Origin of the sequence: Pseudomonas sp. WS 5011 (assembly GCF_012985775.1) — a bacterium.
In the GTDB taxonomy this organism is placed as follows: Bacteria; Pseudomonadota; Gammaproteobacteria; order Pseudomonadales; family Pseudomonadaceae; genus Aquipseudomonas; species Aquipseudomonas peli.
The window spans coordinates 39,893-65,635 of sequence record NZ_JAAQXA010000013.1; the positions used below are offsets into that span (position 1 = coordinate 39,893).

General features: G+C 58.7%; 20 protein-coding genes and 1 pseudogene. 5 read left to right on the top strand and 16 right to left on the bottom strand.

All coding sequences use genetic code 11. The features are described 5' to 3' along the window. Positions 1-48: 48 nt before the first annotated feature. Positions 49-2,193 carry a methyl-accepting chemotaxis protein gene (locus HBN63_RS14620; RefSeq protein WP_170049937.1) on the bottom strand — a complete coding sequence of 715 codons (2,145 nt, stop codon included), beginning with the start codon at positions 2,191-2,193 and terminating at the stop codon, positions 49-51. A gap of 278 nt (positions 2,194-2,471) precedes the next feature. On the opposite strand from HBN63_RS14620, the gene HBN63_RS14625 reads away from it, so the two are divergent. The 3 genes and pseudogenes from HBN63_RS14625 to HBN63_RS14635 all read left to right on the top strand — a co-directional run bounded on the left by HBN63_RS14625 (position 2,472) and on the right by HBN63_RS14635 (position 7,349). Beyond that, on the top strand, positions 2,472-3,791 hold the full coding sequence (locus HBN63_RS14625; protein ID WP_170049938.1) for a Na+/H+ antiporter NhaC family protein: 1,320 nt from the start codon (positions 2,472-2,474) through the stop codon (positions 3,789-3,791). 118 nt (positions 3,792-3,909) lie between these two features. Then, a pseudogene (locus tag HBN63_RS14630) lies at positions 3,910-5,593 on the top strand (methyl-accepting chemotaxis protein). A gap of 361 nt (positions 5,594-5,954) precedes the next feature. Then, positions 5,955-7,349, top strand: coding sequence for a pectin acetylesterase-family hydrolase (locus tag HBN63_RS14635; protein WP_170049939.1), 1,395 nt, complete (start codon positions 5,955-5,957; stop codon positions 7,347-7,349). A 37-nt stretch (positions 7,350-7,386) separates the two neighbouring features. Here HBN63_RS14635 and HBN63_RS14640 read toward each other — a convergent pair whose 3' ends face one another. The 14 genes from HBN63_RS14640 to HBN63_RS14705 form a co-directional block, all read right to left on the bottom strand. Continuing rightward, positions 7,387-8,025, bottom strand: coding sequence for a hypothetical protein (locus tag HBN63_RS14640; protein ID WP_170049940.1), 639 nt, complete (start codon positions 8,023-8,025; stop codon positions 7,387-7,389). A 59-nt stretch (positions 8,026-8,084) separates the two neighbouring features. Beyond that, positions 8,085-8,573, bottom strand: a complete 489-nt coding sequence (locus tag HBN63_RS14645) for a DUF4442 domain-containing protein (protein ID WP_170049941.1) — start codon at positions 8,571-8,573, stop codon at positions 8,085-8,087. Between the two features lie 91 nt (positions 8,574-8,664). Beyond that, complete coding sequence (locus HBN63_RS14650) at positions 8,665-10,665, bottom strand: PhoX family phosphatase (protein WP_170049942.1); 2,001 nt, start codon at positions 10,663-10,665, stop codon at positions 8,665-8,667. Between the two features lie 266 nt (positions 10,666-10,931). After that, positions 10,932-12,527 (bottom strand): isocitrate lyase, encoded by a 1,596-nt coding sequence (locus HBN63_RS14655; RefSeq protein WP_170049943.1) that lies wholly within the window; start codon positions 12,525-12,527, stop codon positions 10,932-10,934. Positions 12,528-13,143: 616 nt separating this feature from the next. Continuing rightward, positions 13,144-13,953 (bottom strand): secretin N-terminal domain-containing protein, encoded by an 810-nt coding sequence (locus HBN63_RS14660; RefSeq protein WP_170049944.1) that lies wholly within the window; start codon positions 13,951-13,953, stop codon positions 13,144-13,146. Beyond that, complete coding sequence (locus HBN63_RS14665; RefSeq protein ID WP_170049945.1) at positions 13,950-14,591, bottom strand: histone acetyltransferase HPA2; 642 nt, start codon at positions 14,589-14,591, stop codon at positions 13,950-13,952. Before HBN63_RS14665 ends, HBN63_RS14660 begins: the two co-directional genes overlap by 4 nt. Before the next feature lie 8 nt (positions 14,592-14,599). After that, complete coding sequence (locus HBN63_RS14670) at positions 14,600-15,025, bottom strand: GNAT family N-acetyltransferase (RefSeq protein ID WP_170049946.1); 426 nt, start codon at positions 15,023-15,025, stop codon at positions 14,600-14,602. Further along, positions 15,018-16,184, bottom strand: a complete 1,167-nt coding sequence (locus tag HBN63_RS14675) for a cupin domain-containing protein (RefSeq protein ID WP_170049947.1) — start codon at positions 16,182-16,184, stop codon at positions 15,018-15,020. Before HBN63_RS14675 ends, HBN63_RS14670 begins: the two co-directional genes overlap by 8 nt. 78 nt (positions 16,185-16,262) lie before the next feature. Further along, the gene (gene purB, locus HBN63_RS14680; RefSeq protein ID WP_170049948.1) at positions 16,263-17,633 is read right to left on the bottom strand and encodes an adenylosuccinate lyase; all 1,371 of its coding nucleotides are present in this window, start codon (positions 17,631-17,633) and stop codon (positions 16,263-16,265) included. An 86-nt stretch (positions 17,634-17,719) separates the two neighbouring features. Beyond that, a complete protein-coding gene (locus tag HBN63_RS14685; protein ID WP_170049949.1) occupies positions 17,720-18,580 on the bottom strand; it encodes a DMT family transporter in 861 nt (286 codons plus the stop codon). Positions 18,581-18,584: 4 nt separating this feature from the next. After that, a complete protein-coding gene (hflD, locus tag HBN63_RS14690; RefSeq protein WP_170049950.1) occupies positions 18,585-19,205 on the bottom strand; it encodes a high frequency lysogenization protein HflD in 621 nt (206 codons plus the stop codon). Next, complete coding sequence (gene mnmA / locus HBN63_RS14695; RefSeq protein WP_170049951.1) at positions 19,202-20,320, bottom strand: tRNA 2-thiouridine(34) synthase MnmA; 1,119 nt, start codon at positions 20,318-20,320, stop codon at positions 19,202-19,204. Before mnmA ends, hflD begins: the two co-directional genes overlap by 4 nt. A gap of 60 nt (positions 20,321-20,380) precedes the next feature. Further along, positions 20,381-20,821, bottom strand: coding sequence for an NUDIX hydrolase (locus HBN63_RS14700; protein WP_170049952.1), 441 nt, complete (start codon positions 20,819-20,821; stop codon positions 20,381-20,383). A gap of 125 nt (positions 20,822-20,946) precedes the next feature. Further along, a complete protein-coding gene (locus HBN63_RS14705) occupies positions 20,947-23,172 on the bottom strand; it encodes an NADP-dependent isocitrate dehydrogenase (RefSeq protein WP_170049953.1) in 2,226 nt (741 codons plus the stop codon). A gap of 362 nt (positions 23,173-23,534) precedes the next feature. Between HBN63_RS14705 and icd the strand changes: the two genes are divergently transcribed. Next, complete coding sequence (gene icd / locus HBN63_RS14710) at positions 23,535-24,791, top strand: NADP-dependent isocitrate dehydrogenase (RefSeq protein WP_090253672.1); 1,257 nt, start codon at positions 23,535-23,537, stop codon at positions 24,789-24,791. Between the two features lie 78 nt (positions 24,792-24,869). Here icd and cspD read toward each other — a convergent pair whose 3' ends face one another. Continuing rightward, positions 24,870-25,133 (bottom strand): cold shock domain-containing protein CspD, encoded by a 264-nt coding sequence (gene cspD / locus HBN63_RS14715; protein WP_090253674.1) that lies wholly within the window; start codon positions 25,131-25,133, stop codon positions 24,870-24,872. 228 nt (positions 25,134-25,361) lie between these two features. On the opposite strand from cspD, the gene clpS reads away from it, so the two are divergent. Continuing rightward, positions 25,362-25,724 carry an ATP-dependent Clp protease adapter ClpS gene (clpS, locus tag HBN63_RS14720; protein ID WP_090253676.1) on the top strand — a complete coding sequence of 121 codons (363 nt, stop codon included), beginning with the start codon at positions 25,362-25,364 and terminating at the stop codon, positions 25,722-25,724. The last annotated feature ends 19 nt before the right edge of the window (positions 25,725-25,743 follow it).

Here is a 25,743-nt window from a genome sequence, read left to right on the forward strand (position 1 = left end):
TCACAAGGAAGCAGCCGCCAGAGTGGCGGTCCGATCATGCCATCTGCGCTAAACGCGGAATTGGTCCATCAGGCTTTGCTGGTGGTTGGCCAATTTGTTCAGCCCTTGGCTGATTTTTGCTGACTCGTCTGCCTGGGCGGAAATCGATTCAGTGACATCCCGGATCGAAGCGACGTTACGGTTGATTTCTTCGGCCACCGAGCTCTGCTCCTCAGCCGCGCTGGCGATCTGCAGGTTCATGTCGGTGATCACGCTGACCGCTTGGCTGATGCGTTGCAGCACGGCCACTGCCTGCTCAACCTGCTCGACGCTGCCCTGCGCCTGGCGATGGCTGCTGTGCATGGTGCTGACTACTTCCTTGGTGCCGCTTTGCAAGCCTTCAATGACTTGGCGAATTTCCTCCACCGAGTCCTGGGTGCGTTTCGCCAGGTTGCGCACTTCATCCGCCACCACGGCAAAACCACGGCCTGCTTCACCGGCGCGGGCGGCTTCAATCGCAGCGTTCAGGGCCAAAAGGTTGGTCTGTTCCGCGATCGAACGGATCACTTCGAGTACTGAACCGATCTTCTCGCTGCTATTGGCCAGACCTTCGACTTCCTGCATGGCGACGTTCATCTCGTTGGCCAGCAGTTCGATGGTCGAAGTGGTTTTACCGATCACACTCATGCCTTCACGGCTGGCTTGGTCGGCAGTGCGCGCAGCTTCTGCGGCTTGAGCCGCGTTGTGCGCAACATCCTGCGCGGTGGCGCTCATTTCCTGGAACGCTGTAGCCACCTGATCCACCTCACGGTATTGCTGCTGCATCCCATCGCTGGTCTGGCTGGCGATCAGGGCGGACTGATCGGCTGTGCTGCGCGCATCCTGCACGCTGCGTTTAACGTCAGCGATGATGGGTTGCAGTTTGTCGAGGAAACGGTTGAACCAGCTGGCCAGTTCGCCCAGTTCATCCTGCTTGGCGTACTCCAGGCGACGGGTCAGATCGCCTTCGCCGCTGGCGATGTTCTTCAGCATTGCTGCAACACCGAGAATCGGCCGGGTAACCCCAAGCGCCGTTAACCAGATGAGCAGAATCCCTACCACCCCGGCAACCAAACCAAGCCCCAAGGACACTGCAGTGCTGCGCGTGCCCATTTCATCCATTTGCGTTTCAAGACGGGCAGCGGGCGCTAACAAAACCTTCTCAGGCGCCTCCATCAGCACCCCCCACGGCTGCGACTCAGGGATTGGCAGCAGCGGTTGCAGCACTTGCAGTGCACCATCATGGTGCAAGGTTTCCTGGCGATTGCTTGCCACCAGGCTGAGAATTTCGTTGTGTTGATTGGTAAAGGCTTTTTCCAGTTTCCCGCCCAGCAGGGTGCTGTCGCGGCTATGTCCAGCCAGCAAGCCGGCGGGGCTGATGATGCTCACATGACCGGCGCCGTCGAATAAACCTTGATGAGCACTGGTGCTGAGCTCTTGCAGGCTGGCCAAGCTGATATCAACCCCCAATACGCCAATCACCTTGTCGCCTTGGAGCAAGGGGAAGGCGATGCTGGTCATCAGAGTTTTTACCCCGTCAGCCTCATCAATATAGGGATCAAGCAGGCACACCTTTTTTTTCTGCAGTGGGCAGCTGTACCACGCGTTGTAGGGCGCGCCGCTGATTCCCGGGGTGGTGTCATTGAGGCTTTCTTCTGTCATGGCCTCGGAGCTCAGCTCACCGTTATCACCCTGTGACCAATAGACCGAAAAGCGACCTTTGTCATTGCTGCCCAAGTTGCCTTGATCAGCAAAAAGCTCATCCTTGCCATCCAGCGCGTTCGGTTCGAATGCGACATAAATACCCAACAAACTGCGGTTGGCTTCCAGCGCACTGCGCACCTGACGAGTCAGGTCTTCACGCAGGTCAAAGGCATCTAGAAAGCGCTTCTCGGCCTGTTCCCGAATAAACAACACCTGCGTCGCCGCGCCGCGCCCGTATTGATAGGCGTCCATAAAGTAGCGTTGAATCTGCAACGCTTGGGATTCGCCACGTGCGGACATCCGCAGCTGCGCAGACTCCTGCAGCATGGCGGTGCTGGCCTGCTTGACCAGGCTGGCACTGCGTGAGGCCTGAATGACCGAGGCGGATACCAGCACCGCAACAATGGCCAGCAAGCACAGGCCGGCCAATAGGGTGATTTTCAACTGGATGGAAAGTCGGCTGAACAGCATTTTCAGGACCTTTATAGGGCAGTGACTTAGAACGCCTATCGGCGCTTAGGCGCTTTTCTTTAAGTGTCACGTCAAGTAAAGCAGAGCAATTAGCAGGCCAGTGTGAACACTGTAAACCGCAGGGTAATCGAAATCTGCAACGCAGTGTATAGAATAATTTACGGCTGTTTTGACAGGTCAGTCAGCATTAGGCAGAGTACGCGCCCTTCGCCGAGCCGGCGCAGCATCCACAACGGGTCAAACCTTCGTGGACCTATTTAAATCGCGGGAGTAAATCGATGAACGCAGTCGTTGCGGCAGTGGGGATCATGCTGATCCTCAGCTTGTGCCGTGTACACGTGGTAGTGGCTCTGATCGTTGGCGCCTTGGCCGGTGGCCTGCTTGGCGGCCTCGGTGTTGAGGGGTCGTTGGCGGCTTTCAATAAGGGCCTAGGCGGCGGGGCGACAGTGGCGTTGTCCTATGCCTTGCTGGGTGCCTTTGCCGTGGCGATAGCCAAATCCGGTCTGGCCCACGCACTGGCGGACAAGGCCTTGGCGATGGTCAACAAGCAGGACGCCAAAGGCGCCGGTCTGCTCAAGTGGCTGCTGATTGCGCTGCTGTTGGCGGTGGCGATTTCCTCGCAGAACATCCTGCCGATTCATATCGCCTTTATTCCGCTGCTGGTGCCGCCGCTGCTGTATGTATTGAGCAAGCTGCAGCTTGACCGTCGCTTGATCGCCTGTGTGCTGACCTTCGGTCTAATTACCCCGTATATGTTTCTGCCCGTGGGTTTTGGCAGCATCTTTCTGAATGACATCCTGCTGGCCAATGTCGCCAGTGGCGGCGTCGATACCAGCGGCCTGGACGTGACCAAAGCCATGGCGATCCCCGCACTGGGTATGCTGTTTGGCTTGCTGGTGGCGGTGTTCTTCAGCTACCGCAAAAAACGTGTCTACGACCTGAGCAAGATTGAGCAGGCCGAGCGCGTGGATGTTGCCTACAACCCATTGAGCCTGCTAGTGGCGGGTGTGGCGATTGCTGCCGCGTTTGTTGTGCAGCTGTGGCTGGACTCGATGATCATCGGTGCCCTGGTCGGCTTTATCATCTTCTCGGTGTCTGGCGTGGTGCGCTGGAAAGAGGCCGATGGCCTGTTTACCGAAGGTATGAAAATGATGGCAATGATCGGCTTTATCATGATCGCTGCCGCCGGTTTTGCCGAAGTGATGAAGGCGACCGGTGAAGTGAAAAGCCTGGTCGACAGCTCTGCTGAACTGATTGGCCATAACAAGGCGCTGGGTGCGCTGCTGATGTTGCTGGTTGGCCTGCTGGTAACCATGGGCATCGGTTCGTCGTTCTCCACCGTGCCAATCATCGCGGCGATCTTCGTACCGTTGGGTCTGCAACTGGGCTTCAGTCCGCTGGCCATCCTGTGCATCGTCGGCACCGCCGGCGCACTGGGTGATGCCGGCTCGCCAGCCTCCGACTCGACCCTCGGCCCAACCGCCGGGCTTAACGTCGATGGCCAGCACAACCACATCTGGGACAGCGTGGTGCCAACTTTCCTGCACTACAACCTGCCGCTGCTGGTATTCGGTTGGGCAGCAGCTATGGTGATTTAACCGGGGCATTGCTCGCCTGCAGCGTTATTGCTTTAGGCGATTCAACTTTTCAGCGGGGCTACCGATAAATCGATAGCCCCGTTTTTATTTCGCTCCACTGCCAACCAAGGACCTGCCGATGCGCCTAACCTTGAAATCAAAAGTCGTGCTGTTGGCACTGATCCCGGTGGTGCTGTTTGCCCTGGTGCTCAGTGGTGCTGCCGCCAAGGTGTTACAGAACCTGGCCGCTCAGGAAGTCAAAGAAACCCGCGAACGTCTGCTGCAGGAAAGCCGCAACGAGCTGCAGCACTACGTACAGATCGCCCTTGGATCTGTACAAACGCTGTATGACGGTGCTGCGCAAGGCGACATGGCCAGCCGAGAACAGGCAATCGTCATTCTGTCGAAGATCAAGTTCGGCAAGGACGGCTACTTCTTTGGCCACGACTCCAACGTGGTGCGCCTGTTCCGCGGCGATAGTCCGGTAGACGTCGGCAAAAGCCTGGCCGATCGCCGCGACGCCGAATGGCGTATACATCAACCGTGAACTGGTGAATGTCGCCAAGAACAACAGCTACTACGTCAATTACAGTTCGCCGCTACCGACTGATGACTCTGTGCTGGTGCCGAAAATGGCCTACAGCTACTACCTGCCAAAATGGGACATGGCCCTAGGCACGGCAATCAACCTCGACGGCGTCGAAGCGCAGATTGCTCAGGTGCAAGGTGAAATCGACGAGCGTATCAGCACCATCATTACCAGCATCATGGTGATTGCCGCCGTGCTGCTGGTGATATTCGGCATTGTCGGGGTGGTGCTGAGCAACACCTTCCTGCGCCCGCTGCAGCAGATCAAGGACAACCTCGATGACATCGCCGCCGGTGAAGGCGACCTGACGCGTCGCCTACCGATCAATGGCGACGACGAGCTTGGCCAGCTGGCCGGCTCGTTCAACCGGTTTGTCGAAAAAATCCACGGCCTGGTTCGGCAGATCGTCGACATGACCGGCCAGCTGACTGAGTTGGTCGGCCAGGTTTCGGCCCAGACGCAGCGTTCAGAAGAGGCCATGGAGCGTCAGCGCCATGAGACCGATCAGGTGGCTACGGCCATCAATGAAATGTCCGCCGCCGCCCATGAAGTCGCGCAAAGTGCTCAGGGCGCAGCAGAAGCGGCGCAAAAAACTGACACCGAAGGCCAGGCTGCGAAACACGTGGTCGATGGCAGCATCGAGCGCATCCACACCCTGGTGCAGGATATCCGCGACAGCGGCGTGTCGCTCGACACGCTGCAAAAAGACGTGTCGTCGATTGTCAGCGTGCTCGATGTGATTCGCTCCATCGCCGAGCAGACCAACCTGCTGGCCCTCAACGCGGCCATCGAAGCGGCACGTGCAGGTGAAGCTGGGCGAGGCTTTGCTGTAGTGGCCGACGAGGTGCGCGCGCTGGCCAGCCGTACGCAGCAGAGTACCCAGGAAATTCAGGGAATGATCGATCGCCTGCAGAAGGGCACCCAGGATGCAGTGACCGCGATGCGTCGCTCCAGTGATGCTGGAGATGTCACCAGCGAGCAAGCTAACCGCGCCGGCACCTCGCTGGATGCCATCGCGCAATTGATCGCCACCATCAACGCGATGAACGCGCAGATCGCCAGCGCCGCCGAAGAGCAAACCGCTGTGGCCGAAGAGATCAATCGCAGCGTGCACAAGATTGCCGTGGCGGTTGACAGCGTGGCCGACGAAACCCAACAGGGCGCACAGACCGCGCGCAATCTAGCTGGGCTGGGGGAACGCCTGGGCGCATTGGTGCGTCAATTCCGCATCTAGCACCTGAGGTAGGCATATAAAAAGGGAAGCTTGGCTTCCCTTTTTTATTGTCATGAGCAGTGTTCTGTTGGCGCAGGCCGCAGATAACCGCCGCAGCTTAAAACCAGCAGCGCTATATCCAATAAATATGTAGGGCTGTGGTTAGTCAGAGTTTCTTGGACTAGCGTGCATGAATCGCCGGGCCCGCTTGAAATTTGAGCAGCGGCGACACGTTTGGGTGCGCGCAGTTACTGCTGCTTCGGCGCGGTGTATGAGCAGTCTCCAGTGGGTAATGGGCTGATTTCGGGTAACAGCTGGAGGGGATTCGTACAACGGCTCGGGTATGTGGACCCATCGATAACAACAAGATGAGGGACTCACCATGTCTGTAGCGATAACACTTCGGCGCTGTGCCGCGCCGCTGATGGTTTCGGCCCTGGCAATGCCGGTGCAGGCCGAGCAGGGCGATTACAACTTCTGGCAAACCCTGAGTAACCTGGTGGTTGCACCTGCGGCAGATAACAAGGTCACTCCGGCGCAACGGCTAGGGCCGTATCCGCTGCTGGCCAACCCGAGCGGTTTTAACAGCGGCTTCAAACCGGCTAACTACTACGCCTGGCAAACCGTGCAAATGGCCCCGCAAACCGGCGCCGTGTGTGGCAACGGCTCGCCGTACAAATTCTTCGTCAACCGCGTGCCCAATACCCGCAACACCATCATCTACCTGGAGGGCGGCGGGGCCTGCTGGGATTACGCCAGTTGCACCGGTCAAAGCGGCATTCGCGGGGCACGCAACCCCGACGGCATTCCCAATGACTACATGAGCCTGCTCAACCCAGGTGCCAGTCTGGTCAGCCCCTTCGTGGTGCGTCTGCATCCCTGGACGCGCGTGAAAACCCAGAACTGGAACATGGTCTATGTGCCGTATTGCACCGGCGACATCTACTCCGGCGACAAGGTCGCGGTCTATGAAGACCCGCAAAGCCAGCAGGCGCCGCTGATCTGGCACCACAATGGCCTACGCAACATGCGCGCGGTGGTGGGCTGGTTGAAAGACAACCTGCCGCGCCCCACGCAGATGCTGACCACCGGCTGCAGCGCTGGCGGTGCCGGCAGCCTGACCAACTACGCACCAACCCGGCAGGACATCGCACCGACGCGCAGCTTCCTGATCAATGACTCCGGCCCAGTATTCTCGGCCATCAGTGGCGGTGGCAACGAGGCTTATCCGTCCTTGCCGTTGCAGGGCTTTATCCGCAATGCCTGGGGGCTAGATGCTGGGCCGTTGCCGTACCTGCAGTCGCGTTTGCCGGGGCTTAACCTGAACAACCTGGGCACCATTTACCCGGCGTTGTCGAGCAACTTGGCGGCTGATCGCATGGGTCATACGCACTTCTGGAAGGACCTGAATTACTCGTCCTATTCCTATGAGCGTTTCTACCCGGAAATCATCAACGCACCGAACCAGGCCGCCAAGGAGGCACTGATTCACGCCAAGTGGGATGTGGACACCAGCAGGCTGCGTAACGAGCTGGCCAACCTGCCGAATGTCGGCGGTTACTTCCCGCAGTACCGCGCGGTCAATGAAAGCCACTGCACCAGCATCATTGAGTTTGCCAACGCGGATATTCAGGAGCAGAACCTGCAGCTGGATGACTTCGTCAATAACGTGATGAATGGCAGCGGCCCGGTATTGGATGCCTCTGAGCAGAGCGACACCGCCGACCGCAACAAACCCTTCAACCTGCTGTACTACGCACTCGACCAATTGTTGTAATGCTGTCGCCCGACCTGAGCAACCTGCTCAGGTCGGGTTATTGATAGTGTTGTTCGCGCGCTTGCTGCAAGCGTTGGCGCAGGTACTCATCACGACTCAACCCATCGGGGAAGCTGTCCATGCTCAGGACTTCCTCAACGATGCGTTTCTCATCGGTCTTGTAACGACGAAATTCGGCGCTGGGTGTCGCGGCCTTGGCTTCGCGCTCGGCGCTAATTGCCTTGTAGCGGGCGACCAATGCGGCGGCCTGATCTTTCTGCGCTTGTTCATCGCCAGTGGTGAGCTGAATCAGCCCCAGTTGCAGTAACAGCGACTCACTCATGGCCAGTTCACTGCGCTGCTCGTAAGTTTCGATCTGCTCACGCAAAGCCTGCGCCTGGCTTTCACGTTGCGCGGGGGACAGCTCGGCGGCGCCGCTGACAAAGCTGCGGTAAGCCTGATGGAACGCCAGGCGCTGCTCCTGGTTTTTCACGGCGGGGTTTTGCAACAGCTCTTGTAGCTGCGCCTCAGTGGGCATCGGCGTTGCTGGACTAACGCCCGAGAGCACGCTGGTGGAATTGTCGGCCTGAGTGGCCTGCGCAACACCCTGCGGCTCGCTGTGCAGGCGCCAATACAAGGTGCCGAGCACCGCAATCAGCACCAGCCCACCACACACTAGAAGAGGTTTTCCCTGCACCGGCTATCTCCTGAATGACGCCGCACCTTGCGGCGTTTTCAGCTTAGACCAGTCTGCATTCAGCGCTTCTTGCTGACCCAGGCCCAGAGCATTTCACACTGGATCGGCTGGATACCGGCTTCATCGGTCACGGTCACGGCAACCAGCACTTCGCCTTTTTCCTGGGTGTGGATGGCTTGAATCTGCTCGGGTGTCAGGCTGGCCACGGCGCGCAGGCTGCCGGTAGCGCGCTTGAGGTAGTCGACCTTGAGGCTTTTAATCAACGGCAGTTTGTCATCCGGCACGCTCATGCCGACCAGAAAACCCGTAGCGGATTCAGCCAGCAGCGCCATGGCGGCCGCATGCACGCCTTTGATGTGGTTCTGCACTTTGCGCTTATTGGCGATGCTCATCACCGCCTGCTGTTGGGTCAGCGTATGCACGCGTACCTTGGCGGTACCGGCGAACTTCACCTGGGAGCCAAACAGCAGCGACAGCGCCGGGCTTTGCAGAGCGCTGGGCAGTTGCTGGATTTTGCCGACGATACGGCTCAAGCGGTTGCTGGACATGCTGATGCTCTTTGCGCAGAGGGAAGGGCATGAGTCTGTCACAGTGAAATGTGACCGGCCAGGGCTGGCCGGTCACACTATTGCCAGTCGATTAGAGCAAGCGACGGCCGTCTTCGCGGGTGATGATCACCGTAGCCGAGCGAGGACGCTGACCGGGGCCATCGGGCCAGGTGCTGAGCAGGTTGGTCGCCGTTGAGCCTTCGCCCGGGTGCTGGATATTGACGAACAGGGTGCGGAAGTCCGGGGTCGCGGTAATGCCGGTTACTTCGGCGCCGACAGGACCCACCAGGAAACGCTTCAGCTCACCGGTGCGTGGCTCGGCCACCAGCATCTGGTTGTTGCCGAATGGACCACTGCTTAATTGGCTGCCGCTCATGTCGGTCTGAATCCATAGCCGGCCTTCCTCGTCGAACCACAGCCCGTCGGGGCTGGACAGGCGATTATCTGCCGTCAGTGGTTTACCGTTCGGGCCGATGCTGTCGGTCTCCGGTCCGGCCAGCATAAATAGGCTCCAGTCAAACTGACGGCCTGCGTAATCCTTGCTCAGCTCACGCCAGCGGATGATATGGCCGAACGCGTTAGCGGGGCGCGGATTGGCAGCATCGGCGCTGGTCCGGGCACTGTTGTTGGTCAAGGTGAAGTACACCTCGCCGTTGTCCGGGTTGACCGCGCCCCATTCCGGGCGATCCATCTTGGTGGCACCCACTACGTCAGCCGCCAGACGGGTATCGATCAACACTTCACCCTGGTCGGCAAAACTCACCCCGGCGGTTTTGCAGGCTTGCTGGAATTTCTTGTCGTAGATATCCAGCGCCAGCCATTCACCCTTGCCGCTGGCGTCGAAGCGCGCGACATGCAGTGTGCCTTCGTCGAGCAAGCGGCCATTGCTGCGCCCTGGGCGGTATTTGTCGCGGCTGACGTATTTGTAGATGTACTCGTTCTGTGAATCGTCGCCGGAGTAGCACACTACAGGGCGGCCTGATTTCACCGGGGCGAACACCAGGCCTTCGTGGGCAAAGCGACCGAGCGCCGTGCGCTTGATGGGCACAGACTCCGGCGCAAATGGATCAATTTCGACAATCCAGCCAAAGTGGTTGGGTTCGTTGCGATAGTCCGCGCTGGCGGTGGTAGTGGTACGCGTGGCATCGAAGCGCTCGAACTCATCACCCTTGAGGTGATCCCAGCCGTAGCGGCTGCTGCTGCGCAGGCCATAGCGGCTCAGCTCGCGCGGCAACTCAGTATCGCGGCTGGCAAAGTAGCCGGCCCAGTTCTCTTCGCAGGTCAGGTAGGTGCCCCATGGGGTAAAACCGTGTGAGCAATTGTTCAAAGTGCCGCGCGTTGCCGTGCCTTTTGGGCTGTAACGGGTTTTCAATAGCGCATGGCCGCGCGCCGGGCCGCTGATCTGCATGGGCGTAGCGCCGGTGATTCGGCGGTTTCTGGCGCTCGGCAATACCGCCCACTCGCCATTCAGGCCGCGGCGTACTTCCACTACGGAAACGCCGTGGGCGTTGATTTCCTTGCGCACTTCTTCGGCGCTGCTGCGTTTGCCGGCCACCAGGGTCGGGCCATTGGGGTGCAGCAGGGGTGCATCGATGTATTCGTGGTTGAGTACCAGTAGGCCGTGATCGCTTTTCTTGCCGCCGCGCTGTGCGTCAATCGGGAAGAAATGCATGCCGTCATGGTGCATGCCCAGTTGCTCGGCCTGATCCTGGGCACTGTTGCTGCCGTCACTCAGGTAAGCCGGGTAATTACCGGTGATTGGCGTACCCCAAGGGATAAAGGGGGTGGCGCGGTAACCAGTTGGTACGCTGATGCTGTCTAAACGGTTGGTCGCAATAGCCGTGAAGGGCAGCTTGCTGCGCGGTCTAAAGTGCAGTTTTTCCAGGCCTTTGGCGGCTGGCTCTGCTGCCACCGCGGCGCCGGGCATAACACTGCCGAGAAACGCCAGGGTGCCGAGCGCTGCACCGGCTGCCAGCACCTGTCGACGGCCGACGCCGTCGATCAGCTGATTGATATGCGGGTTGTTGGATGCGTTGCTGGGCAATTCATCGCCATTGCCGAACAGCACTGAGTTGTCATTATCGTGGCTCATGCAGGCTCCTTGGATTAATCGACGGGTGTCTGACGCTATCCAAGGAAATTGACGTAAACATGACAGCGGTTGTGCGAAAGCGCACAAAACCGGAAAAGGACAAATTGCAGGCAAAAAAATGGCCGGGAGCCATTTTTTAACGTCGCACAGCAACGGCCAGAAGGGTGGCCGCCATGGATGGCAGGCAAAAAAAATCCCAGCATTTCTGCTGGGATTTTCTTAACACCCTCAACCTTGATCGTGGCCTCGGTTGAGTGAGCCGGTTCTTAGCTGAACTGGTTCATGGTGTTGTCTTTGCCGCCGGCTTTCAGGGCCGCTTCACCAGCGAAGTACTCTTTATGAGCGTCGCCGATGTCGGAACCGGACATGTTCTGGTGCTTAACGCAGGCGATACCTTGACGGATTTCCTGACGCTGAACACCTTTCACGTAGGCCAGCATGCCTTGGTCTGCGAAGTAACCTTTGGCCAGGTTGTCGGTGGACAGCGCGGCGGTGTGGTAGGTCGGCAGAGTGATCAGGTGGTGGAAGATGCCGGCGTTGGCCGAACCATCGCGCTGGAAGGTACGGATCTTCTCGTCAGCAACCTGAGCCAGTTCGGTTTCGTCGTACTCGACGCTCATCAGCTTGGCGCGGTCGTAGGCGGAAACATCCTTGCCTTCGGCTACGAATGCATCGTAAGCCTGCTGACGGAAGTTCAGGGTCCAGTTGAACGATGGGCTGTTGTTGTAAACCAGCTTGGCGTTCGGGATGACCTTACGGATTTCATCAACCATGCCTTTGATCTGGCCGACGTGTGGCTTCTCGGTTTCGATCCACAGCATGTCAGCGCCGTTCTGCAGCGAGGTGATGCTGTCCAGTACGCAGCGCGCTTCACCAGTACCAGCACGGAACTGGAACAGGTTGGATGGCAGACGCTTAGGACGCAGCAGCTTGCCTTCACGGTTCAGAACGACGTCGCCGTTCTTCAGGTCGGCAGGGGAGACTTCTTCGCAATCCAGGAAGGAGTTGTACTGGTCGCCCAGGTCGCCCGGCTGATTGGTAACAGCGATCTGCTTGGTCAGGCCAGCACCCAGGGAGTCGGTACGCGCAACGATCACGCCGTTGTCGATGCCCAGCTCAAGGAATGCGTAGCGAACAGCGTTGATCTTGGCCAGGAAGTCGGCGTGAGGAACGGTCACTTTACCGTCCTGGTGGCCGCACTGCTTCTCGTCGGAAACCTGGTTTTCGATCTGGATGCAGCAAGCACCCGCTTCGATCATCTTCTTAGCCAGCAGGTAGGTGGCTTCTGGGTTACCGAAGCCAGCGTCGATGTCGGCGATGATTGGTACGACGTGAGTTTCGTAGCCGTCGATCTGAGCCTGGATTTCATCTGCTTTGACTTTGTCGCCAGCAGCGCGGGCAGCATCCAGAGCGCTGAACAGCAGGTCCAGTTCACGGGCATCAGCCTGGCGCAGGAAGGTGTAGAGCTCTTCGATCAGGCCGGAAACCGAGGTTTTCTCGTGCATGGACTGATCCGGCAGCGGACCGAAATCCGAACGCAGAGCAGCAACCATCCAGCCCGACAGGTAGAGGTAGCGCTTGTTGGTAGTCTTCAGGTGCTTCTTGATCGAAATCAGCTTCTGCTGACCGATGAAACCATGCCAGCAGCCCAGGGACTGGGTGTAGACGGAGGAGTCAGCATCGTACTCAGCCATGTCTTTGCGCATGATGTCGGCAGTGTACTGAGCGATTTCCAGACCGGTTTTGAAACGGTTCTGGGCGCGCATGCGGGCCACGGACTCAGGGTCAATAGCGCTCCAGCTGCTGCCTGCGGCGGCTTTAAGGGCGGCTACGGCTTTGATGTCGTTTTGATAAGCTGACATGGTCAATCCTTCAAAGTATGTGTTTGGTTGAGCACCGACTTCCCCACTGAACACCTGTGTTGCTGGAGGTTGTTGTAGCCAACTGCAGAACGCCGAGACATCGACTTGAGACGGAATTGATCCGGGAGGAGGGTGACGAGCTAAACAGTTCGCGGCTTCAGCTGTTACAAATGAGCGGGTCATTTGGTGTTTATCGGACGTGAGCCCGTAAACCATTCAACTTGCTGCGCACTGTGGCTAAACGCTTCCCCGTCCCTCAGGACAACTTCGTTCCAGTCGCAATCTCATCGAACGGCCTTGTGGGCTTTACAACGCAAATCGGCTCGGACGGTAAGTTGGAGCGCGATTCGGAGGGCCTTTAAGCACCTCTGATTAGCGGGAGCGGGGCCATCATGCCTCTGCCAAAAGTGTTCGTCAATTATTTTGTAGTGCTTTTCGTATGACTACTACATAAATCCAAAAACGACTGACAAGTCAGCTTTTACGGCTCTATCCGGCGGCTTGCGGGGTTGGCCAATGGCTGCGAGGTATTTGCTTTGCGGCAGCGGCGAAGATCAACCGATGAGCGGTTATCGGCACTGGGCCAGGGCGGCCCAGTAAGAGGGGGCTGCGAGGTTTAGTTCACCACGTCGACTTTGACACGCATGCTCATGTCTTCGCGGCCCTGGGTCGAGCGATGTCGCATAAAGTCGCCTTGCTCGCCCTGGCTCTGCTCACTAACGCCGCCAATGCTGATCCACTCGCCTACGCGGCCACTGACCCGCGTATCGGTACTTTGCACATCGATAGCGCCTGGCTGCGACTGGCTGAGGCGGTCACGGTTGCTGCTGATGTTGATGTGCACCAACTCGCCGCTGAGGCTGGCAGTGACGTAAAACCCACGGGTTACATTGCGGTACTGGGTGTTGCTGTAAGGCTGGCCGTAGGCATCACGGCCTCGGGTGGTCAGGGGTACGCTCTGGCCAACCTGAATTAAAGCAGGATAGCCCTCGGTGGCCTGTACCTGCTGAGTGCCACCGCTACGGCTGTCGGTGCTGCGGCGAATGATGCGCACCTGATCGCGACCATTGATTTCACCCTGGCCGATCTGCACCTCGGCATCGCCCGCGCTGATCGTGCCGTCGGCGCGGTAGCCGCGATCAGACTGGAAGCCTGATTCATTGGTGTCGACGCTGATCAGCAGGCGCCGTGGCTCGGTATCGAGTTGCTGCAGCAGGGCGCGCACTTCGGCAATCTTCGCCGGTTCAGCATTGACGATCAGCTGGTTACCATAGGCGTTGACCTTGCCCTCATGGCCGAGCACCGATTGCACCACGCTGAGTACCTCATCAGCCGTGCGGAAATTCAGCGGAATCACTTCGGTAGCGGCGCTTAGGGACAGGCTACAACTCAACAGCGCGGCGGCGAGCAGGGCGCGAACCTTCATAGCAGAAAACTCCGTAAATCAGCGTCGGTGATGCTGGTGTCCCAGGCTTGATCAAATTGTGCACGGCGCTGGCGATTGCGGCCGGGGTCTTGGTACAGGGCATAGCCGCTGGCCTGGCCAATTTCTGGCAAGAGCAGCAAGCCGCGATCATCGGCCAACAGAAACGCCGGCTCCTCACTAGGGTAGTCCGGGTGCAGCTTGCGGATCTGCAGGTTGCTCGATAGCCGGCGCGAAAGGCTGAGCAGGCGGTGGCCTTCCTTGACTGCACGGCTGGGGTCGCGCAGCAGAATGCGCAGTTGGTTGCGCGGGCTGGCAAGAAGAAAACGCGTGCAGGCGTCTTGCACACTGCTGTGGTGATAGAGCCAAGGCTCAAGGTCGTGACTGTAGATGCACAGGCTGCGCTGTGCTTGCTGCAACAGCGCGAGGGCATGAGCGCGGGCCTGTTCGGGCTGGCTGAAGCGCTCCAGCGTTGCATGCGCGCCGAGGCTAAACGGCGCCGGCTCCGCCCGTGGGCTGTCCGGGCTGGGGCTGCGCGGATTGTGCACAGCAAAACGCCCCGGTGACTGAAACTCGATGGCGGGAAGCTCTATGGGCTCCAGCGGCTCGGCAGGGGCACTCGGGGCGTTTTCGTCGTTCATCTTGGCCTCTAGGCGCTATGACGCACCATGTCCACGTGGGGGATGCCGGCGTCGAGGTATTCCCCGCTGACGATGGCAAACCCGAGCTTTTCATAGAAGGCAGTGGCGTGCACCTGGGCGCTGAGCATTTGTTGCGTCAGGCCGCGTTTTTCCGCTTCAGCGATCACCGCCTGGATCAGCGCGACACCGACGTTCAGACCGCGCCAGTCCTTGAGCACCGACACCCGGCCGATATGGCCATCGGGCAACAGGCGTGCAGTACCGATCGGGTAGTCGCCTTCCAGGGCCAGAAAATGCACGGCATCAGCGTCTTCGGCATCCCATTCGAGCTCCGGCGGCACCGCTTGTTCCGCGATAAACACGGTTTCGCGAATGCGCCGCAGATCAGCATTGTCCTTCTGCCAGTCGGCCAGACGAACGTGTATCTCACTCATCAGCAAACTCCAGGCTGCCTTGTTTGACCAGTTCAACCAACAGGTTACGCCCTTCGTCATCGGCGAGCCACGCACCGAGGTTTTCGATATGCAGGGCATCGGCGGAACAGACCAGTTTCAGCAGCTCACGCAGGCCGGCCGAAAGCAGACGGCTCTGGCCACTGGCGAACAGCACCAGATCTTCACCGACTTCCGACCAGGCCATGCGTGCGCTGGGGTTGCGGATCAGGATCGCGCCATTTTCCAGACCGGCGAGGAAGCCTTCTTCGTCAATCTCGATGCCAGCAATCAGCTCCGGGTACTTGGGTTCGGTCATAAATTGGCCGAACCAGGTCATCAGCAGCCGCTCATCGCTCATGTGTTCGGTGAGTAGGGCCTTGAGGCGATCCAGGGCGTCGCGCTGGATCTGCGTAGGGTCGCTGGTCGGCTGCGCGTCAGCGTCGCTGTAGCGCTCTTCGTCAGGCAGAAACTGGCCGAGAAAATCGGTGAAATGGGTGAGAACTTCAGCGGCGCTTGGCGCACGGAAGCCTACGGAATACGTCATACAGTCATCCTCAGCGGTACCACAGTGGGCCAGAAGCGGCGGCAGATAGAGCATGTCGCCGGGTTCCAGAACCCATTCTTCAGTTTTAACGAATTCGGCGAGGATCTTCAGATCCGCATGTTGCAGCATTGGGCTGTCGGAATCGCACACCTGACCGACCTGCCAGCGGCGCTTGCCGTAACCCTGCAGGAGGAACACATCGTAGTTGTCGAAATGCGGGCCAACGCCACCACCAGGTACGGCGAAGCTGACCATTACGTCATCGATGCGCCACTTGGGCAGAAATTTGAACTCTTCCAGCAGTTCGGCTACTTCAGGGACGAACTGGTCGACCGCCTGCACCAGCAGGGTCCAGTCGCGCTCGGGCAGATCGGCAAAGGCGTCTTCTGCGAACGGGCCGCGGCGCAGCTCCCAAGGGCGCTCGCCATGTTCGATGACCAGGCGCGATTCGACTTCTTCTTCCAGCGCCAGGCCGGCCAGCTCGTCGGGGGAAATCGGGCTCTCAAAACCGGGGATGGCCTGGCGTACCAGCAGGGGTTTCTTCTGCCAGTAGTCACGCATGAACTCGCGAGCAGTAAGGCCACCCAACAGTTGCAGCGGAGTATCAGGATTCATCGCTAAGCCCTTGAAGTCAGTAAATACCCATAAATAAAAACGCCCGGCGCAGCCGGGCGTCTGGGAGGCTGTTGCCGGTTAGATGCGCTTGGCCTGAGCGACCGCGTTGCCGATGTAGCTGGCAGGGGTCAGGAGCTTGAGCTCGGCTTTGGCTTCTGCTGGCATGTCCAGGCCATCGATAAAGGTCTGCAGCGCTTCGGGGCTGATGCCCTTGCCGCGAGTCAGTTCCTTGAGCTTCTCGTAGGGGTTTTCGATGGCGTAACGGCGCATCACGGTCTGGATCGGCTCGGCGAGCACTTCCCAGCAAGCGTCTAGGTCGGCTGCGATGCGTGCTTCGTTCAGTTCCAGCTTGCCGATGCCCTTGAGGCTGGCTTCGTAAGCAATAACGCTGTGAGCGAAGCCGACACCGAGGTTACGCAGCACGGTGGAGTCGGTCAGGTCACGCTGCCAGCGCGAGATCGGCAGCTTGCTGGCCAGGTGTTGGAACAGCGCGTTGGCGATACCCAGGTTGCCTTCGGAGTTTTCGAAGTCGATCGGGTTGACCTTGTGCGGCATGGTCGAGGAGCCGATTTCGCCGGCGATGGTGCGCTGCTTGAAATAGCCCAGAGAGATATAGCCCCAGATATCGCGGTCGAAGTCGATCAGGATGGTATTGAAGCGGGCAATCGCATCGAACAGCTCGGCGATGTAGTCGTGCGGCTCGATCTGTGTGGTGTAGGGGTTGAACTGCAGCCCCAGATCACCTTCGATGAACTGGCGAGCGTTGGCTTCCCAGTCGATCTGCGGGTAAGCCGAGAGGTGGGCGTTGTAGTTGCCCACGGCGCCATTGATCTTACCCAGCAGCGGCACGGCTGCGACCTGAGCGATTTGGCGCTCCAGGCGGTAGACCACGTTAGCCAGTTCCTTGCCAAGGGTAGTCGGCGACGCTGGCTGACCGTGGGTGCGCGAGAGCATCGGCACGTCGGCGAATTTGATCGCCAGTTCGCGGATGGCTTCGGCAGTCTGGCGCATCAGTGGAAGCAGCACGTCGTCACGACCGGCGCGCAGCATCAGCGCGTGGGACAGGTTGTTGATGTCCTCGCTGGTGCAGGCGAAGTGGATGAACTCGCTGACCTTGTCCAGCTCAGGCAGCTTGGCCGCTTGCTCCTTGAGCAGGTATTCCACGGCTTTGACGTCGTGGTTGGTGGTGCGCTCGATTTCTTTGACGCGCTCGGCATGCTCGACGGCGAAGTTGTCCGCCAGCTCATTGAGCACGGCGTTGGCTTCGGCGGAGAAGGGCGCGACTTCGGTGACGCCTTCATGGGCGGCCAGGCGCTGCAACCAGCGGACCTCAACCAGTACGCGGAAACGGATCAGACCGTATTCGCTGAAGATCGGGCGCAGTGCGCTGGTTTTGCCGGCGTAGCGGCCATCGACGGGGGAAACCGCGGTGAGCGAGGAAAGCTGCATAGGAGGCGTTCTCGGACAATCGGGCATTGAAAAGGGCGCGTATCATACATGAAATTGACAGCTGAATCGCGATTGTCTGCGACCGTTCAGCCGCGTTTACTTCGAGAAATCGACAGCAGGCTGGCGCTGAAAATCAACGCCGCACCGATCAGCGAGGTCAAATCCGGGGTTTCACCCCAGCGCAGCCAGGCAATCAGCCCAGCAAACACAATCGCCAGGTAGGCGAAGGGGCCAATCAGCCCTGGTGGTGCCAGGCCATAGGCTTTGGACATGATGATCTGACTGGCGGTGGCCAGCAGGCCGATCACTAGGAGCAAGCCCAGCTCATGCTGGGTCATCGGTTGCCAGGCCCAGGACAGCGGGATGGCCGAGATCAGTGCACTGAACAGGGAAAAGTAGAAGACGATGCGAAATGCTGGCTCGGTGTCGCTCATTTCGCGGATCGAGACAAAGGCGAATGCAGCCAGCACACTGGCTGCGAGTCCGATCAGGGCCTGACTGTCGAGCAGTGCAGCCGAAGGTTTGGCCACCAACAGCACGCCAACCAGGCCGATGCCAGTGGTTAGCAACATGCGTTTACTGAGCGGCTCTTTCAGCCACCACCAGGCGATCAGCGGGGTGAATACCGGCGCCGAGTAGGTGAACAGCATCGCGTCGGCCAGTGGCAGGTGGGCAATGGCGTAGAAGAAGCAGTACATCGCCGCCAGGCCATAGGTGGTGCGCCACAGGTGAGACTTCAAGCGGGTGGTCTTGAGCGGGCCCACCCCCTTGAGCAAGACCAGCGGCATAAAGAACAACACGCCAACCAGGTTGCGAAAGAACACCACCGACTCGTTGTTGACGCTGACCGACACTTCGCGAATGCCCACACCCATCAGGGAAAACAGCAAAGCGGAAAGTGCCAGCAAGGCAGCGCCCTGCAGCGGCTTGACCGAGCGCGTGCTCATGCGCTCAAGACCGCAGCAGCGGGTAAAGTTCCTTGAGCAGCTTGCTACGACTGAACACCATCTGCCAGCGATGGCCGCCCAGTTGGCGCCACAGGCGCGCCGAGCGAATTCCGGCAAGCAGTAGCGCACGGATCTTCGCGGCATTGTTGGTCTGTTGCAGGTGGCGCATATCGCCTTGCACCTGAATGCGCTGGCGGAAGGTGCTGATGGTGTCCTGATACAGGCTGGCGCAGTTGGATATCACGTTTTCATGGGTCGGGCCGAAGTGCTCAACCTGCTGCTGTACTTGATCAAGGCGGCTGCCCATGACTTGCAGCATATCGCCGCGCTTATCCAGCTGACGCTCCAGGGCCAGCAGCGCCAAGGCATAACGCAGTGGATCACGTTGCAGGCTGGCCGGATCGCGCTCCAGGGCGCTGACCAGGGCGCGGTAACCATCACGCAGGTTGAGGTCATCGCCGCCATAAACGTCCAGCGTGTCTCTCGGGTCGCGTACCAACAAGCTGTTGATCATGCAGGCTACGGCGGGCTCGCCGATCTGGCCGGTACGCGCCAGCTTGTCGACCAATACGGCTGATTCGAATACCGCGCCGAGGGCGATCAGTTGCTCGCGGATTGGATTCACGCCGTTTGCTCCCGCGCAGTCCAGGGCTCGGCGGTTTCAATCACGCCGCCACCGAGGCAGATTTCACCGTCGTAAAACACCACGGATTGCCCCGGGGTCACGGCGCGCTGCGGCTCGTTGAAGACGGCGCGATAGCCGCTGGCGGTTTTCTCCAAGGTGCAGGCTTGATCGCTCTGGCGATAGCGCACCTTGGCCGTCAGCTCACGCGGTGAGCTCAGATCAATCGGGTTGACCCAGTAAATTTCCGAGGCGAGCAGGGCGCGGCTAAACAGCCAGGGGTGTTCATTACCCTGGCCAACCACCAGTACATTGCGTGTCAGGTCCTTGTGCAGGACGTACCAGGGCTCGTCACTGGCGTCTTTCAAACCGCCAATGCCCAGTCCCTGACGCTGACCAATGGTGTGGTACATCAGGCCGTGATGACGGCCAATGATTTCGCTTTCAGTGGTTTCGATATTGCCAGGCTGGGCTGGCAGGTACTGCTTAAGGAAGTCGCTGAAACGACGCTCGCCGATAAAGCAGATGCCGGTGGAATCCTTCTTCTTCGCAGTGGCCAGCGCGTATTTCTCGGCGATGGCACGTACCGCTGGCTTCTCCAGCTCGCCGACCGGGAATAGCGTTTTGGCGATCTGCTCACCGCCCACCGCATGTAGGAAGTAGCTCTGATCCTTATTCGGATCGAGGCCCTTGAGCAGCTCGGTGCGCCCATCGATATCACGGCGACGCACATAATGGCCGGTGGCGATCAGATCAGCACCGAGCATCAGGGCGTAGTCGAGGAAGGCTTTGAACTTGATCTCGCGGTTGCACAGGATGTCCGGGTTCGGCGTGCGCCCGGCCTTGTATTCGGCGAGGAAGTGCTCGAACACGTTGTCCCAGTATTCGGCGGCAAAGTTGGCGGTGTGCAGCTTGATGCCGATCTTGTCGCACACGGCCTGGGCGTCGGCCAGATCGTCCATGGCGGTGCAGTATTCGGTGCCGTCGTCTTCGTCCCAGTTCTTCATAAACAGGCCTTCGACCTGATACCCCTGCTCAAGCAGCAGCAGGGCGGAAACGGAGGAGTCGACGCCGCCGGACATACCGACGATTACGCGCTGAGTAGTTGGATCTGGCATGGGAATACTGGGCACGGGCTTAAAAAGAGGGCGATTCTAGCAGGCGTAGAGGTTTGGCCGTTAATCGCGGATCAGGCTGAGTGAAAAGCACTGGCCATTCAGGTAGTCATCAATGCAGCGCAGCACCAATTCGCTGCGCCAGCGCTCTGGTTGCGCAGCCAGCTCGTCACGGGTCAGCCAGAGGGGGCCGATAATGCCGTCATCCAGCGGGTAATTGGGCCGCTGCTGCAGCGGCTTGGCGGCAAAGCACACGCGCTGGTAGGTGATGCCGTTACTGGGTGCGGTATACAGGTAAATGCCGGTCACACCGGTCAGTTCGATATCCCAGCCGGTCTCTTCGAGGGTTTCGCGCAGGGCGGCCTGCAGCAGGCTTTCGTCGGCTTCCAGGTGGCCGGCAGGCTGGTTGAATACGGCGCGGCCTTCGGCCATTTCTTCGACTAACAGAAAACGGCCCTGGTCTTCGATGACCGTGGCCACGGTGATGTGTGGCTGCCACTGCATGAACGTGCTACCTGTTATGAGAAAAGGCGATCTTATCCTGATTCTCTCTGCCCTGAATGCGCAAACCCCGGCACGTGGCCGGGGTTTGCGGTATTGCAGCACCCAAAGGCGCAGGGCGTTATGCCTTAGTTCAGAGCAGCGAGCGCAGCATTGAAGGTCGCGCTTGGACGCATAACCTGGCTGGTCAGCTGCGGGTTGGAGCGGTAGTAGCCGCCAATGTCCACGGGCTTGCCCTGTACGGCGCTGAGTTCGGCAACGATAGTTGCTTCATTCTCGCTAAGGGTTTTGGCCAATGGCGCGAACTGCGCTTTCAACTCGGCATCATCGTTCTGCGCGGCCAGTTCCTGAGCCCAGTACAGCGCCAGGTAGAAATGGCTGCCACGGTTGTCCAGCTCGCCGGTTTTGCGCGATGGCGACTTGTTGTTGTCCAGCAGCTTGCCGGTGGCCGCGTCGAGGGTGGTGCCCAGCAGTTTGGCTTTCGGGTTGTTGGTCTTGATCCCGGTTTCTTCCAGGGAAACCGCCAGGGCCAGGAATTCGCCCAGCGAGTCCCAGCGCAGGTGGTTTTCTTCGATCAGCTGCTGCACATGCTTGGGAGCCGAGCCGCCAGCGCCGGTTTCGTACATGCCGCCGCCGGCCATCAGCGGCACGATGGAGAGCATCTTGGCCGAGGTACCCAGTTCCATGATCGGGAACAGGTCGGTCAGGTAGTCGCGCAGCACGTTGCCGGTCACCGAAATGGTGTCCTGCCCACGAATCAAGCGCTCCATGCTTACGCGGATGGCCTGGTTGTAGTCCATCAGGCGGATGTCCAAGCCATTCAGGTCGTGTTCCTGCAGATAGGCTTCGACCTTCTTCTGCAGTTCGCGGTCGTGGGCGCGCTCCGGGTCCAGCCAGAAGATTGCCGGGGTGTTGGACTGGCGAGCGCGGGTCACGGCCAGCTTGACCCAGTCGCGGATCGGCGCATCTTTGGTCTGGCAGGCACGCCAGATGTCGCCGGCTTCAACTTCATGCTGCATCAGCACAGTGCCGTCGGCTGCTACGACACGCATGATGCCGCCTTCGGTCAATTCGAAGGTCTTGTCATGGGAGCCATATTCTTCGGCCTTCTGCGCCATCAGGCCGACGTTTGGAACGCTGCCCATGGTGGCCGGGTCGAACGCGCCATTGGTTTTGCAGAAGTTGATCATTTCCTGGTAGATGCGGGCGTAGGTGCTTTCCGGCATCACCGCTTTGGTGTCTTTGAGCTTTCCGTCCTTGCCCCACATCTGCCCGGAGCTGCGAATCATCGCTGGCATCGAAGCGTCGACGATTACGTCGCTCGGGATGTGCAGGTTGGTGACGCCTTTGACTGAGTCGACCATGGCCATTTCCGGGCGATGGCTGTAGCAGGCGTGGATGTCGTCGAGAATTTCTTCTTGGCGCGAGGCGGGCAGGGATTTGATCTTGTCGTAGACGCTGCTGATGCCGTTGTTCGGGTTGACGCCCAGCTCTTTGAACAGCTCGCCGTATTTGTCGAATACATCTTTGTAGTAGACGCTGACGGCGTGGCCGAAGACGATCGGGTGGGAGACCTTCATCATGGTCGCTTTGACGTGCAGGGACCACATCACGCCGGTTTCCTTGCAGTCCTGCAGGGTCTTCTCGAAGAACTCACGCAGCTTGCGGCAGCTCATAAACATGCTGTCGAAGACTTCGCCTTCCTGCAGGGCGAGCTGCTTCTTGACCACGACCTGACCGTTCTTGCTGACAAACTCGATGCGTACATCACCCGCCTTGGCCATGGTGATCGACTGTTCGCTCGAGAAAAAATCGCCACCGCGCATGTAATCAGCATGGGATTGCGAGGCCATGCTCCACTTGCCCATGGAGTGTGGGTGCTTACGTACGAAGGCTTTGACTGCGGCAGGTGCGCGGCGGTCGGAGTTGCCTTCACGCAGCACGGGGTTTACCGCACTGCCAAGTACCTTGCTATAGCGGGCACTGGCGTCTTTCTCGGCGTCAGTTTGCGGGTCTTCCGGGAAGTTCGGGACGTTATAGCCCTGGGCTTGCAGCTCGGCGATTGCGCCTTTGAGCTGCGGCACCGAGGCGCTGATGTTCGGTAATTTGATGATGTTGGCATCTGGCGAGGTGGCCAGTACAGCCAGCTTGGCGAGGTCGTCGGCGATTTGCTTGTCAGCATCCAACTGGTCGGCAAAGCTTGCGAGGATACGCCCTGCAAGAGAGATGTCGCGTGTTTCGACGGCAATCTCAGCAGAGGCTGCGAAGGCTTCTACAATAGGCAGAAGCGAATAGGTCGCAAGGGCTGGGGCTTCGTCGGTGAAGGTGTAGATGATCTTCGAGGGGGTGGACATTCTGAGTGAACTCTCTTCTTTGCTGAGCGTGCAAAGCCACTCGATATGCGCAGGTAAGCGCTGAGACTCAAATGGATGAGCCAGAAGTCGAGGACTTGCCGCGGTGATGTTGGATGCACCAGTAGAGTGTTGAACGTTTCGAGCCGTTGAAGCGCTGTAGCAGTTCGACGGTTTCAAGAGGCGGACAACCTGTTTAAACGATCCGCGCCTTATGACCTGTGAGTCATCTGCGAAGTATACCACCGCGCTAACGCGTCGCAGAATGCCTTGGCGCATAAGACCAACGAACATATGGTTTCGCCCGATTCAAGTGGGTTACTCTGGGGCGATCTGACTGTTTTAACCACAAGACGGAGTCCAGCATGGGATACCAAAAGATCCAGGTGCCTGCCACCGGTGACAAAATCACCGTCAATGCCGATACATCCCTGAACGTACCGAACAATCCAATCATCCCTTTTATCGAAGGTGATGGTATCGGTGTCGATATCAGCCCGGTGATGATCAAAGTCGTTGATGCTGCCGTACAGAAAGCCTACGGCGGTGAACGCAAGATCTCCTGGATGGAAGTTTACGCAGGCGAGAAAGCCACTCAGGTTTACGACCAGGACACTTGGTTGCCTCAGGAAACCCTGGATGCAGTCAAAGACTACGTCGTCTCCATCAAGGGTCCGCTGACCACACCAGTCGGTGGCGGCATCCGCTCGCTCAACGTTGCGCTGCGTCAGCAGCTCGACCTTTACGTCTGCCTGCGCCCAGTACGCTGGTTCGAAGGCGTGCCAAGCCCGGTGAAGAAGCCTGGCGATGTCGACATGACGATCTTCCGCGAGAACTCGGAAGACATCTACGCGGGTATCGAGTGGAAAGCTGGCTCGCCAGAAGCGACTAAGGTGATCAAGTTCCTCAAAGAGGAAATGGGTGTAACCAAAATTCGCTTCGACCAGGACTGCGGTATCGGCGTTAAGCCGGTTTCCAAAGAAGGCACCAAGCGTCTGGCACGTAAAGCGCTGCAGTACGTAGTCGATAACGACCGCGACTCGCTGACCATCGTGCACAAAGGCAACATCATGAAGTTCACCGAAGGTGCCTTCAAAGAGTGGGCCTACGAAATTGCCGCTGAAGAATTCGGCGCAACCCTGCTCGATGGCGGACCTTGGATGCAGTTCAAGAACCCAAAAACCGGCAAGAACGTCATCGTTAAAGACGCCATCGCCGACGCCATGCTGCAACAGATCCTGCTGCGCCCGGCCGAGTACGATGTAATCGCCACCCTCAACCTTAACGGTGACTACCTGTCCGACGCGTTGGCGGCTGAAGTCGGTGGTATCGGTATCGCTCCAGGTGCCAACCTGTCCGACACCGTTGCGATGTTCGAAGCTACCCACGGTACTGCACCGAAGTACGCTGGCAAGGACCAGGTGAACCCAGGCTCACTGATCCTCTCAGCCGAAATGATGCTTCGCCACATGGGCTGGACCGAAGCTGCTGATCTGATCATCAAGGGTACAAATGGCGCCATCGGTGCCAAAACCGTGACCTACGACTTCGAGCGCCTGATGGACGGTGCCAAGCTGCTGTCCTGCTCGGCATTCGGTGATGCACTTATTTCGCACATGTAAGCAAATCAGTCACATAAAGAAAGGCCGGTCATATGACCGGCCTTTTTTGTGGGCGATTAACTGCCCAAATAACTCTAATCAGACTTCAACCGTTGAGCCCTGGTGTTGCTTGACAGCGACGGGCGCTTCACTGGCGGCAGTGGCCGCACTGATGTTTACGGCGTGGAGTCCTTTTGGACCTTGAATAATATCGAAGCTTACCGGCTGGCCAGCTTTCAGCGTTTTATAGCCGTCCATCTGGATTGCCGAGTAGTGGGCGAACAGGTCCTCATCTCGACCATCGGCCAGGATGAACCCATAGCCTTTGGCGTTGTTGAACCACTTGACCTTACCGCTAACCATGCTGATATCCCTCTGCAAAGGACTCCATCACTGGAGTATCATCCACTTCAATTTCACGCTTGGCCTGACGTAAGCCAGTAAAGCTGTGAAACCCCTTAATACCCACAGTGGGTATTCATTGTTTGTAACACCGTTTTGCCGATAGTCAAGGCAATGCTGTAACTGGCTGAGAAGCCGTTCAAACTCTGTCTAGCACAGACTATTCGCCCATCAACGAAGCTATTCAGCATGCATGCACGTAGCCAGATTCGACTAACATTCAATCAGGATCGCCCCGCAGAGCATGAGGACGATTCCTTCGGCTTAGCCGTTCAGGAATCCAAGCCCGCCCTGCAGGCGCCTCCTATGTATAAAGTGATTTTGTTTAACGACGACTACACGCCCATGGATTTCGTGGTCGAGATTCTCGAAGTGTTTTTCAACCTGAATCGAGAGATGGCGACCAAAATCATGCTGACCGTCCATACAGAGGGGCGGGCAGTGTGTGGAGTGTTTACCCGCGATATTGCTGAAACCAAAGCGACACAGGTGAATCAATATGCGAGAGAGAGCCAGCATCCGCTACTCTGTGAAATAGAGAAGGACGGTTAACGCCGGCCACTTGGGCATG